6 protein-coding genes are annotated in these 13,086 nt (G+C 75.6%); 4 read left to right on the top strand and 2 right to left on the bottom strand.

Annotated features, from left to right (window positions below):
• Nucleotides 1-10: 10 nt before the first annotated feature.
• Complete coding sequence (locus ACWFNE_RS08405) at nt 11-994, bottom strand: endonuclease/exonuclease/phosphatase family protein (RefSeq protein ID WP_452121964.1); 984 nt, start codon at nt 992-994, stop codon at nt 11-13.
• Between the two features lie 158 nt (nt 995-1,152).
• Here ACWFNE_RS08405 and ACWFNE_RS08400 point away from each other — a divergent pair, with 158 nt between their 5' ends.
• From ACWFNE_RS08400 to ACWFNE_RS08390, 3 genes are read left to right on the top strand one after another with little or no spacing between them, the layout of a single operon-like run.
• A complete protein-coding gene (locus ACWFNE_RS08400; protein WP_452121963.1) occupies nt 1,153-3,273 on the top strand; it encodes a hypothetical protein in 2,121 nt (706 codons plus the stop codon).
• The gene (locus tag ACWFNE_RS08395; RefSeq protein WP_452121962.1) at nt 3,270-7,340 is read left to right on the top strand and encodes an endo-1,4-beta-xylanase; all 4,071 of its coding nucleotides are present in this window, start codon (nt 3,270-3,272) and stop codon (nt 7,338-7,340) included. The genes ACWFNE_RS08400 and ACWFNE_RS08395 overlap by 4 nt, the downstream gene beginning before the upstream one ends.
• On the top strand, nt 7,340-8,608 hold the full coding sequence (locus ACWFNE_RS08390) for an endo-1,4-beta-xylanase (RefSeq protein ID WP_452121961.1): 1,269 nt from the start codon (nt 7,340-7,342) through the stop codon (nt 8,606-8,608). Before ACWFNE_RS08395 ends, ACWFNE_RS08390 begins: the two co-directional genes overlap by 1 nt.
• An 85-nt stretch (nt 8,609-8,693) precedes the next feature.
• On the opposite strand, the gene ACWFNE_RS08385 is transcribed toward ACWFNE_RS08390, so the two are convergent.
• Nucleotides 8,694-10,049, bottom strand: coding sequence for a S8 family peptidase (locus ACWFNE_RS08385; RefSeq protein ID WP_452121960.1), 1,356 nt, complete (start codon nt 10,047-10,049; stop codon nt 8,694-8,696).
• Between the two features lie 147 nt (nt 10,050-10,196).
• Between ACWFNE_RS08385 and ACWFNE_RS08380 the strand changes: the two genes are divergently transcribed.
• Nucleotides 10,197-12,935, top strand: coding sequence for a CHAT domain-containing protein (locus ACWFNE_RS08380; protein ID WP_452121990.1), 2,739 nt, complete (start codon nt 10,197-10,199; stop codon nt 12,933-12,935).
• Nucleotides 12,936-13,086: the final 151 nt, after the last annotated feature.

The following is a 13,086-nucleotide window of genomic DNA, read 5'->3' as shown; positions in this document are numbered from 1 at the left end:
CCAGGGCGGGTCAGCCGAGGTCGAACGTCGCGACGACCGGCGCGTGGTCCGACTCGGGGTACTTGCGGTCGACCGCGAACGCCGCCGACTCGTCGTGCAGCACCTCGTTGTGGATCTCCGTGCCGCGGTAGTGCTCGAGCAGGTTCCGGGTCACGAGCATGTGGTCGAGCATCTGGCCGCGGCCCTGGTGGTACAGCGTGACCCGGGACGGCTCCGGGACCGTGTTCTCGACGGGGACGAGGACGCGCTGCACCAGGTCCGGGTTCCCCGTGTCCTCGACGCTGCCCCGCACGGCCAGCACCGAGACCTCGTCGGGCCCGGCGTTGAAGTCGCCGGCGACCACCACGCGCGCGCCGGGGTCCGCGTCGAGGACCTGGTCCACGAGCCGGCGCGTCTCGAGGGCCTGGGCCATGCGCTTCATGGACGACAGGAACGACCCCTCGGCCCAGCCGTCCGCGGTGCGCCACGTGAAGCTGTCGACCCGCTGACCCGGGATGTCGGTCGCGAGCTTGGACTTCCAGTGCACGTCCACGACGTGCAGGGGCGTGCCGTCGGGGAGCTGCAGCACGACGTGCAGGACCGGGCGCTCGATCTCGATGACGACGGCGGCCGCGTCGGGCGGCACCGCGGTGAGGCGCCGGTACGTCAGCGGCGCGACGAGGTCGTTGCGCAGCTGCTGCACCGACAGCACGGGCAGGTGGCTGACGACGACGAGGTTGCGTTCGTCGAACACCTCGCCGGCCTGCGTGCGGGTGCTCGTCAGCGTTGCGCCCTCGAGCGCGGTGCCGTGGAGCAGCTCGGTGAGGGCGTGCAGCCCGCGCGGGAGCCCGGCGCGCTCCTGGCCGTTGACCTCCTGGAGGCACAGCACGTCCGCGCGCAGGCGGGCGATCTGGGGGCGCATGAGGACGACCCGTTCGGCCAGGGAGGGGCGCGCGCCCGGCGGCGTCTCGTCGAGGTTCTCGACGTTGAACGTGGCGATGCGGAGCTCGGCCATGCTGTCCACCTCCGTGCCCGGCGGTCGGCGTGCCACCGGTGTCGGTAGAGAGGACGGGGGCACGGGGGTCGTGATACGCGGGGGTGCGTATCACCGTCCCGGCCCGTCGCTCGTCCGCTACGTACGTGCGCCCGCGTACGGAGGCAGGAGGAACCGCGATGAGCAGGTCGGTGCGGACCCGTCCGCCGGCGGTCGCGAGCGTCCACCACGACGGGCCCGGGGACCACGAGCCCGGCCGCGACCCCGGAGCAGGGCTCCCTGCGGGGACGCGGTTGCTCGACCCGTTCCGTGGCGTCCGGGTCGCCGTCGCGGTCGACTCGCGACCCTGGGAGCTGCCCATCGACTCGATCGTGATCTCGGTCGGGGCCGACGGGTACGGGCACCTCGGCATGGCCGTGCACTCCGCCGTCCCCGGAGCGGCGTGGGAGAAGCAGCGGCCCGACCTCGTGACCCCGGACTCGCCGGCCGTCCTGGACGTCGCCCCCGACGACGCCGCCGTCCGCACGGGGCTCAGGCGCGTGATCCTCGCGTGCGCCCGGGACTCCTCGCTCGCCTCGGCACCGTTCGGCGAGGGGCCTGGAACGCTCGACGCCGTCCGCCGGGCCACCGGCTCGGCGGTGGCCCTGGCGCTCGACTCGGGTGCCCGGGCGCTCGGCCTGCCCCTGCTCGGGACCGGCCTCATCCGCCTCCCGCCGACGGAGGTCGCCTTCGAGGCGGTCGCCGCGGTGCGCGCGGCACTCCAGGAGCACCCTTACCCGGACCTGCGGCTGCTCGTCTTCGTGACGCTCGACCCGACGGCGGGCCGCGCGGTCGAGCGCGTCTGGGGGTACCGGCGCCTGCTGACCGACGCCGTCGACCGCGCGCTCCGGGACCCCGGCCTGCGCGCGGACGCCGAGCGGGCCGGCCTCCCGCAGGCAGCGCTCGTCTCCGCGCTGGCCGTGCCCGAGGACCGGCTCTGGCAGCCGTGCGTGAGCGAGCTCGCAGACCTGCGGCACGTCGACCGCCGGCTCGACGACCTGCGCGCCGACCTCGTCCCCCGCCTGGCGACGCCGTCCGCCGCGACGGCCCCGCCGCGCACCACGGGCCCGCTCACCGGTCCCGCCGGGCGGCGCGTCGCCGACGGCGAGCAGGACGACCTCTCCGACGCGGAGGAGCTGCTCCGCCGCGATCCCGTCTGGCTCGAGCTCGTGGCCGAGCGCGAGCTGGTGCTGCGCAGGCTCCGGTCCACGCTCCTGCACGAGAGCGTCCTCCCGCTGGCGCGAGGGGCGATCAACGAGGCGCTCGAGCTCTCGCGGCGGGCGGACGTCGTGGGTCGGCGCGAGGTGTTCGGGGCGCCTCTCCCCCACGTCGACGCGAGCGGCCTGAGGGGTCGGCCACGCGCCGGCGCGCTCGTGCACACCGAGGCGCACGAGGAGCTCGCGGCGTACCTCGACCCTGCCCGCGCGGCGCGGGTCAGCCTCGGCGTCGCGGGTCCGCGCGGGTGCGGCAAGAGCACGCTGCTGCAGGAGGTCGTCGACGGCTGGACGCACGGGCTGGCCGTGACCGTCCCGGCGCCGGCGAGCTACGCGTCCCGGGACTTCCTCCTGCACCTGTACGGACGCGTCTGCGAGCAGGTGCTGGACCGCGACGGCGACCGGCGGGTACGTCGGCGGGACCTGGGCGAGGCACCGGCACGCGCGCAGGCGGCGAGCCTCCTCCAGCTGGTGCTCGCCCCGGCGCTGGCCGCGCTCGTCGGCGCGGTGCTCCTCGCGGCGGGCGGAGGGGCGCCGGCCACCGGTCTCCCCGTCGTCGGGGCGGCCGTCCTGGTGGCCACCGGGGTCGTCCTCGCCCTGAGCGCCCGGACCGGGCGGCGGTCACGGCGGCGGGGGCGCAGCACGCACGTCGGGGACGGAACCCGCGGACTCCGGCGACACGGCGGGCTACGGCCCGGCCGACGCCTCCCGGGCGCCGCGCAGCTGCTCGCGGTCGCCGCGGCGGTGAGCGCGGTCGCGGTGGCGGCGTCCCTCCTGGGCGTGCCGGGCGTGCGTGCCGCCGGCGCGGGCCTGCTGGTGGGTGCCCTCGGGGGCGCCGTCCTCGGGCGCGGACCGACCGCGGCGGCTGAGGGCGCGGGCTCGTCCGGGGCCGGCCCGCGACGCCCCGCGCTGCGGGAGCGCGACCACTTGGTAAGGATGTCGATACCGTTTTACATAAATCGTTCTCCACCTCTGTACGCCGCGCTCGTGACCGCTTACGGTGAGGGCGCATCCACCCGGAATCAGTCGCAAAGGGGCGATAGATGACGCGTTCACCCGCGCGTTGGACAGCACGAGGGGCGGCCCTGCTGGCCGTGGTCATGGCAGCCGCCGTGGCCCCGGGCGCAGCCGCCTCGACCACCACGACCGGCCTCGCCGCGGCCGCCGACGAGCCCGTCGTCGCCCTCGGCACCGACTTCGAGGACGGCACCTGGGCGCCGTGGACGCAGAGCGGCGCGGCGTCGCTCTCGGTCGTCGACGTCGACGGCGGCAAGGCGCTGCTCGTCAGCGGCCGCGCGGCCGACTACGAGGGCATCCAGTCCCCCACCGGGCTGCTCGAGCCCGGCACCACCTACACGTTCTCGATGCGGGCCCGGCTCGCCGAGGGCACCGCCGGATCCGCGGGCGTGCGGTTCGTCGTCAAGCCCGACTACACGTGGGTCGGCAGCACGACGATGACCGCCGACGCGTGGACGACCGTGACCGGCTCGTTCACCGCGCCCGCGGCGGCCGACCCGGCGACGCTCCAGGTCTACCTGGGCACCGGCGACCTCGCCGCGCCGTACGACTACCTCGTCGACGACCTCGTCCTGACCTCGGCCGGCGGGGGCGGCGAACCCGACCCGGACGTGGTCCCCGGCGGCGCGGTCAACCCCGTGCCGACCCCGGTGACCACCGCGCGCGGCACCGGGGACGTCGCCGCGCTGACGTTCGACGACGGCCCGAACCCCGGCGAGACCGACGACCTGCTCGACTTCCTCGCCGACAACGACGTGACAGCGACCTTCTGCGTGATCGGCCAGAACATCCAGGCCGAGGGCGGCGCCGCGCTGCTCCGCCGGATCGTCGACGAGGGCCACACGCTCTGCAACCACACGACGACGTACGCCGACATGGGCAGCTGGACGCCCGAGCAGATCCGCACGGACCTCACCCAGAACCTCGCGATCATCCGCGAGGCCGCCGGCGACCCCGAGCTCGAGGTGCCGTACTTCCGGGCGCCCAACGGCAGCTGGGGCGCGACCCCCGCCGTCGCCGTCGAGCTCGGCATGCAGCCGCTCGGCCTCGGCAACGTCATCTCCGACTGGGACGGCAACGACCTGTCCGAGGAGACGCTGACCACGAACCTGCGCGCCGCCGTCACGCCGGGTGCGGTCGTGCTGGTGCACGACGGCGGCGGCGACCGCGCGAACGGCATCGCGGCCGTCCGCACCGTGATCGGCGAGCGCCTCGCGGAGGGCTGGACGTTCACGCTGCCCTCGGGCGGCGCCGCGCCGACCGTCACCTCGCTGAGCAGCGACTTCGAGGACGGCCTCGACGGCTGGGTCCCGCGCGGCGACGCCGACGGCGACCCCACGGTCGAGACCACCACCACGCAGGCGCACGGCGGCACGCAGTCGGCGCTCGTGAGCGGGCGCACGTCCCAGGGCGACGGCATCGGCCGCGACGTCACCGGGCTGCTCACCGCGGGCACCACGTACGACATCAGCGCGTGGGTCCGGTTCGGCGAGGGCGCCCCGACCGACGACGTGTGGCTGAGCCTGCAGCGCACCTCGGAGGGGGCGACGACGTACGACACCGTCGCGCAGCTCACGGGCGTGACCTCCGGTGCGTGGCACGAGATCCGGGCGACCTACCAGATGCCCGAGGCCGAGTCCGCGTTCCTGTACCTCGAGACCTCCTACCCCGACGGCTCGGCGGCCGACCTCCTGGTCGACGACGTCGTGATCTCCGCGAAGCAGCCCAGCGAGGTCCAGGACCTCACGCCGCTCCAGGACACCGTCGACTTCCCGGTCGGCGTCGCGATCGACAGCCGCGAGACGACCGGCCCCGCGGCCGAGCTGCTCCTGCGGCACTTCGACCAGATCACGGGCGAGAACCACATGAAGCCCGAGGCCTGGTACACCGACGCGCGCGAGTTCCGCACGCACCCCGAGGCCACGGCGCTCATGGAGTTCGCGCAGGAGAACGACGTGCGCGTCTACGGGCACACGCTCGTGTGGCACAGCCAGACGCCGGCGTGGTTCTTCACGCACGAGGACGGCACGCCGCTCACCACGAGCGAGGCCGACAAGCAGGAGCTGCGGACGCGCATGCGGACGCACGTCTTCGACGTCGCCGAGGCGCTCAGCACCGGCGGCGGCTACGGCCTCTTCGGCAGCGACACGAACCCGGTCGTGGCGTTCGACGTCGTCAACGAGGTCGTCTCCGACGGCCGCAGCGAGGAGGACGGGCTGCGCCGCAGCGAGTGGTACCGGGTGCTCGGCGAGGAGTTCATCGACCTGGCCTTCCAGTACGCCGACGAGGCGTTCAACGGCGAGTTCGCGGTCGACGGCGAGCGCCCGGTGACCCTCACGATCAACGACTACAACACCGAGCAGGCCGGCAAGCAGCAGCGCCTGCACGCGCTCGTCGAGCGGCTGCTCGCCCGGGACGTCCCGGTCGACGCGGTCGGGCACCAGTTCCACGTGAGCCTGGCCATGCCGGTCCAGGCCCTCGAGGACGCGATCGTGGCGTTCGACGACCTGGGGCTGACGCAGGTGGTCTCGGAGCTCGACGTCACGACGGGCACGCCCGTCACGCAGGCGAACCTCATCGAGCAGGGCTACTACTACCGCGACGCGTTCCGGATCTTCCGCGAGCACGCCGAGGACCTGTTCTCGGTGACCGTGTGGGGCCTGACCGACGGCCGCAGCTGGCGCGTCGACTCGGGCGCCCCGCTGCTGTTCGACGACGGGCTGCAGGCCAAGCCGGCCTACCACGGGGCGGTCGACGGCGACCTCCCGGCCCGGCAGCGTGCGGCCAACGCGTTCCGCGGTGACGTCCCGGTCGCCGCGGGTGCCACGGGCGCCGTCGAGTGGCGTCAGCTGCCGCTCCAGACGGTCGAGGACGTCGCCGGCTTCTCGGTGCGCTGGGCGGCCGACCACCTGTCGGTCTACGCCCGGGTCACCGACGCCACGGTCGACGCCTCCGACGCGGTGACGTTCGTCGTCGGCGAGGACTCGTACGAGGTCGGTCGGGACGGCGACGCCGAGGTCGAGGCGGTCGTCGAGGCGGTCGACGGCGGGTACGCGGTCGTCGCGCACCTGCCCCGGACGTCGGCCGAGGGTGACGGGGTGAGCTTCGACGTCCAGGTCACGGACGGCGGGAGCACCGCGGCGTGGAACCAGCCGGGTGTGCTCGGGACGCTCACGCTCGTCGAGGCCCTCTCCACCACCCAGGTGGTCGAGGCCGCGGCGGCACCGGTGATCGACGGCCAGGTCGACGCCGCGTGGGCGGCGGCGAACGCCGTCACGACCGGCAAGCAGATCGAGGGCGAGGGCGGGGCGACCGCGAACGTGCGGACGCTGTGGCGCGAGAACACGCTGTACGTGCTCGCGGAGGTCACCGACCCGACCCTCGACGCCACGGGCTCCGACCCGTGGGTCCAGGACTCGCTCGAGATCTTCCTCGACGCGGGCAACGTCAAGAACGGTCCCTACCGCTACGACGACACCCAGATCCGGATCAGCTACCTGGGCGAGACGTCGTTCGGGACGGGTGACGAGGCGTTCCAGCAGAACCGCCTCGTGAGCCGGACCAGCACCGTCGAGGGCGGCTACGTCGTCGAGGCGTCGATCAGCCTGCTCGAGGCCGGCGGCGTCGGGACGTTCCACGGCCTGGACTTCCAGGTCAACGACGCGACTGCCGGCGTGCGCACCGCGGTGCGGGCGTGGGGTGACCCGACGGGCCGCGGCTACCAGAGCACGGCCCGCTGGGGCGTCGCCGAGCTCGTCCCCGCCGTCGTCGTCCCCGAGCCCGACCCGAGCGTCTCGGCGGACCGGAAGGTCCGGGCCGGCGAGCAGCTCGGTGTCACCCTCGAGGGCTACGCGCCGAGCAGCACGGTCGAGCTCGTGCTCGAGCGGCGCATCGGTCGCTGGGTCGTGGCACGCGTCGACCTCGGCGACGTCACGGTCGGCGCGGACGGCTCCGCGACGACCGAGGTCCGGGTCCCGCGCGGGGTCCTGCCGGGCACGTACACGCTCCGCGGCACCGCGGGCGAGGTCTCGGCCGACACCACGGTGACCGTCCAGCTCGCCAAGCCGTCCTGGTGGTGGGGATGGTGGCCGTTCTGATGGCAGCCGATCTCCGGCACCGCACCGCCGACGCCGCGCTGACCGTGCGCGGCGCCGGCGGGCGGCCCCTGGCCGGCACCGAGGTCGTCGTCGAGCAGACGCGTCACGCGTTCTCGTTCGGCAACATCGGCTTCGACTTCATCGGCCTCGCGAACGACGAGACGGAGGCGCTCCCGGACAGCCCGTTCGGGGGCGCCCCGCCCGCGAGCGCCGCACGCCTCGCCGACCTGTTCCTCGACGTGTTCAACACGGTCACGCTGCCGTTCTACTGGGGTGGCTTCGAGCCGCGCCGCGGTGAGCCGGACACGGCCCGGCTGCTGCGCACCGCACAGTGGTTCGCCGAGCGCGGGGTCACCGTCAAGGGCCACCCGCTGGTCTGGCACACGGTGACGGCGGACTGGCTCCGTGACCTCTCGACCGACGAGGTCGAGGCCGCGCAGCGGGCACGGATCCGGCGTGAGGTCACCGACTTCGCGGGCGTCGTGGACGTGTGGGACGCGATCAACGAGGTCGTGATCATGCCGGTGTTCGACAACGAGGAGCACCGGAACGGCATCACGCGGCTCTGCCACGAGCGGGGGCGCATCGCGACCGTCCGGATGGCGTTCGAGGAGGCGCGCGCGGCAAACCCCCGCGCGACGCTCCTGCTCAACGACTTCGACCTCTCGACCGCGTACGAGTGCCTCATCGAGGGTGTGCTCGAGGCCGGCATCCGGATCGACGCGATCGGGCTGCAGAGCCACATGCACCAGGGCTACTGGGGCGAGGAGAAGACGCTGCGCATCCTCGACCGCTTCGCCCGGTACGGGCTGCCGCTGCACCTCACCGAGAGCACGCTGCTCTCGGGTGACCTCATGCCGGCGCACATCAAGGACCTGAACGACCACCAGGTCCCGTCGTGGCCCTCGACCCCGGAGGGCGAGGAGCGGCAGGCCGAGGAGATCGTCCGGCACTACCGCACGCTCGTGGGTCACCCCGCGGTGCAGGCGGTCAACTACTGGGGGATCTCCGACGAGGGCGCGTGGCTGGGCGCTCCCGTCGGGCTCGTGCGCGCGGACGGCACCCCGAAGCCGTCGTACGCCGCGCTGCACGGGCTGGTCAGGGGCGAGTGGTGGCACGGGCCGACGACGCTGCGCACCGACGCGGCCGGCCGGGTCCCGGTGCGCGGGTTCCTCGGCGACTACCGGGTCTCGGCCGGTAACACGTCGGCGTCGTTCGCGCTGACCTCGCCCGGTCCCGTCGAGGTGGACGTGTCCCTCCCCGACTGACACCCGGCGACGGCCCGTCCCGTACCCCCCACCGGCTGTGTGCCCGGGGGCAGGCGCGGGGCGGGCCGTCGCCGCGCGGCCCGTGTCAGTGCGGGATGTCGACGAACGGCGGCACGTACCCCTGGCCGTCGGCCGCCCGGGCACCCGCCACGAGCGACGACCACGCCTCCCGGACGGGGACGCCCTGCTTCGCGGCGCGGCGGGCGACCTGACCGGTGAGCAGCGCCGCGGAGAACGACGTCCCGCCCCAGCGGCCCTGGCCGGAGAACGTCTGCACCGTGCCGTCGTCGAGCTCGACCGGTCCGGTCAGGTAGGTGCTCAGCAGGCCCTCGCCGGGCACCACGACGTCGATCCACGGGGCGTCCGGGGGCGTGAACGGCGTGAGCCGTGCGGAGCGCTTGCCCTTCTTGGAGCTCTGGACCCGCGCCGACCCCACCGCGACGACGTGGTCGAGCGCCGCCGGCCACGCGGCCTCGCGCGCGTCGACCCGCAGAGCGCCGTCCGGCCCGGTCCCCGCGAGCTGCTGGGCGACGACCGGGTCCGCGTGGTTGCCGGCGCACGCCACGACGAGGACCTCGGGCGGGAGCCGGTCGACCGCCGTCGCGAGCGCGAGCGGTGCACGCGAGTCCGTCGTGTAGCACACGAGCGAGAGGTTGAGGACGTCGATCCCGCTGCGCCCGAGCGCGACGATGCCGCGCGCCACGTCCCACGACGACGCCGCACCCCGGTCGTCGAGCACGCGCCGCACCCGGACCGTCGCGCCGGGTGCACGGTGCAGCACGAGCCCTGTCACGAACGTGGCGTGCCCCGCGGCCACGGGGAACGGCCCCTCGCCGGTGACCAGGTCGTCGGGCGGGTCCGCGAGGAAGCGGCCCACGAGCGCCGGGTGCGGGGACACCGCGGTGTCGAGCACGCCGACCGTGATCCCGTCGCCCCCGCGGCCCCCGAGGCGCACGGGCTCCGCGGTCCGCTCCGGTGGCGGTCCGCCGCCGTGCGAGACCGTGCCGCCGCCGTTGGTCACGAGGCCGACGAACCGGTTCTTGCCCATCGTCGGGAACCAGCCCGAGTACCGGTCACCGAACGATCGGCGCAACAGGGTCAGGAGCTCGTCGGCGTGGTCGACCTCGAGCCCACCGTCGACGGCCCGGCGCAGCGGCCTCGCGTAGTCCTCGTCGAGCAGCGGGACGGTGGCGTCGTCGTGCACCGTGCCGTGCCTGGGACCCCGCGGCCGCTCGCGCCACGCGTCGAGCAGCCCCTCGAGGTGCTCGCGGGGGAACGCGAGCCGGCTCAGGCCCAGGGCGTCGTCCGTCTCGTGCGCGTAGCCGGTCGCTCCCCAGCGGTCGAGCGTCGTGCGGACGAGCCCGTCGTGCTCGGCCGCCACGAGGACGTCCACGGTCGCGGACGGCGTCGCGGTGGGCCGCCTCGGGTCGTGCTCGGACATGTGCGCCTCCCTACCCGCCGGGACGGGTCCAGTCTCCCAGCGGCCGCTCCGGCCCGGAAGGGTCGGGCGCTGCCCGTTGACGAAGCGGTCCGCACGCGCGACCGTCGGAGCAGGGCGCACACGCGGCCGGGACGAGGCGAGGACGTGATGGAGCTCAGGGTCGACGCCGACGAGGCGCTGCGGCTCGCGGGGGTCGACCCCGCCGCCGCGGTGGTGCTCGCGAGCGACGTCGTCCCGGCGGCCAGGGCCGAGCGCGCGTGGGCCGCGGCGTGCGTCGCGGAGCGGGCCCTGGGCGTCGCGGCGATGCAGCAGTCGCGGCTCGACGACGCGCTCGCGCACCTGCGCGCCGCCGTCCGGGCCGGGCGCCGTGCCGCCGACGCGGGCCTGACCGGCGAGGCGCGGATGAGCCTCGCGTCCGCCCTCATGCTGCGGGGCCGCCCCCGGCAGTCGGCGCAGGAGATCGGCCGCGCGATCGCGGAGCTCGACGGTGTCGCGGCGGCCCGGGCGCTCACGCAGCGTGCGGCGATCTCCCAGGAGCTCGGCCGCCTCGACGACGCCTTCGACGACCTGCGGCGCGCGCTGCCGGTGCTGCGCCGGGCCGGCGACGTCCAGTGGGCCACGCGCGCGCTGTCGAACCGCGGGCTGCTGCACACCGCGCGGCGGGAGTTCGTCGCCGCGGAGTCGGACCTCGTCGCCGCGGGCCGGCTCTGCACGGAGCACGGCCTGCGGCTGCCCGGGGCGATCGTCGCGCACAACCTTGCGTGGGTGCACGCGCAGCGCGGCGACGTCCCGGCGGCGCTGCGGCACCTCGCCTCCGCGGAGACCGCCTTCACCGACCTCGGCCTCGCCCCGGGGTCGATCCTCACCGACCGCGCCGAGCTGCTGCTCTCGGTGCGCCTCGTCGAGGAGGCACGGGCCACCGCGGAGGCGGCGGTCGCCGCCGACGAGCGGGACGGGCGGCGCAACCACCTGCCCGAGGCCCGGCTCCTGCTCTCGACGATCGCGCTCGTCCAGGGTGACGCGGAGCGGGCCCGGGCGGCGGCCGAGACGGCGATGCACGACTTCGGCCGGATGGGCCGGACCGAGTGGACGACGCTCGCACGGTACGCCCGCGTCCAGGCCCTCGTGGAGGCGGACCGTGCCGTGACGCCGGCGCAGGTGCGCCGGGTCGCGGAGGCGCTCGCGCAGTCGGGCTGGGCGGTCCCGGCGCTCGAGGCACGGATCCTCGCGGCACGGCTCGCCCTGCGCCGCGGCGACTCCGCGGGTGCACGGCGCGACCTCGCGGAGGCCGGCCGGGCGCGCCGCGCCGGACCGGCGGACGCGCGGGCCCGGGCGTGGCTCGCGGAGGCGATGCTGCGCGACCAGACGCGGGACCGGCACGGCGCCGTCGCGGCTCTGCGTGCCGGCCTGCGGGTCGTGGAGGACCACCGCGCCACGCTCGGGGCGACCGAGCTGCGCGCGCACGTCACGCTGCACCGCGGGGCCCTCGCCCGGATGGGTCTGCGCCTCGCGCTCGAGGACGGCGACGCGCGGCACGTCCTGTGGTGGGCCGAGTGCAACCGCGCGACCGCGACGCTGCTGCGTCGCGTGCACCCGCCCGAGGACCCCGTGCTCGCCGACCTGCTCGCCCAGCTGCGCGCCACGATGACCTCGATCGAGGAGCGGCGGACGGCCGGGGCCCCGACGTCCTCCGCGGTGCAGCAGCAGGTCGTGCTCGAGCGCACGATCCGTGACCACTGCCGGGAGCTGCCGGGGCACGACGGCGGTGCTCCCGTGCGCCCGCGACCCGTCCCCGAGCTGCAGGAGGCCCTGGGCGGTGCGGCCCTCGTCGAGTACGTCGAGCACGAGGGCCGGCTGCTCGCGGTGACGGTGACGGCGGGCCACGTCCGGCTGCACGCGCTCGGGCCGGTCGAGGAGGTCCGCGCGCAGGTCGAGCTCGTGGGGTTCGCGCTGCGCCGGCTCGCCGCGGGGACCGCACGCCCGGCGAGCCTCGCAGCCGCCGAGACGGTGCTCGCCCGCGCCGGGGCCCGGCTCGACGCGCTGCTCGTGCTCCCGCTGCGCGGCACGGTCGGCGACCGGCCCCTCGTGGTCGTCCCGGTGGGGGTCCTGCAGCAGGTGCCGTGGTCGGTGCTGCCGTCGTGCCAGGGCCGGGCCGTGAGCGTGAGCCCGTCGGCGACGCTGTGGCACGCCGCCGCCGGGCGCCAGGCGCCTCCCGACGGGCGGGTCGTCGTCGTCGCGGGCCCGGGTCTGCCCGGTGCGCGCGCCGAGGCGGACGCGGTCGCCGCCGGGTACCCGGGCGCGCGGGTGCTCGTCGGCCCGGACGCCGCCGCGGGTCCCGTCGGGCGAGCCCTCGACGGGGCGGGCCTCGTGCACCTCGCCGCGCACGGCCGGCTGCGCTCCGACAACCCGATGTTCTCCTCGCTCACGCTCGCCGACGGCCCGTTCACCGTGCACGACCTCGAGCGCGTCCCCCGCGCGCCGCACCACGTCGTGCTCGCCGCGTGCGACACGGCGCGGTCCGAGATCGTCGGGGGCGGGGAGATCCTCGGCTTCACGGCGGCGCTCCTCACCGGCGGGACCGCGACGCTCGTCGCGCCCGTCGTGCCGGTGGCGGACGCCCAGACCGTCGCGTTCGTCGTCGCCTACCACCGGGAGGTCGGCCGGGGCCGGCCGCCCGCCGACGCGCTCGCGCACGCCCAGCTCGCGCTCGCCGGAGCGGACCCGCAGTCGCGCGCGGCCGCCGCCGGCTTCGTCGTCCTCGGGCACGGCGACCGCCCGGCGTCGGGACCGCCCGGACCGTCGCCCGTCCCGGCCGTCGACCGTGCACTGCCCCCGGCCGGCGCGGCGCCCGAGCTCGCGACCGTCACCGCCGGCCTGCCCGGGTGAGCACCGGCACCGGACCGACGGGCAGCACCGCCGGCACGGCGTATCAGGGCACGGGGTCGCGGCTCCCCCGGGTGGTGCAGCTGCACCAGGGGACGCGCAGAGCGCACCGCGGTGGCACGCTGGGACCGGGATCCGGTACCGACGGCGTGCC

The sequence above is a fragment of the Cellulomonas sp. NPDC055163 genome (assembly GCF_053607065.1).
This window is presented reverse-complemented; position numbering and strand designations above follow the sequence as displayed.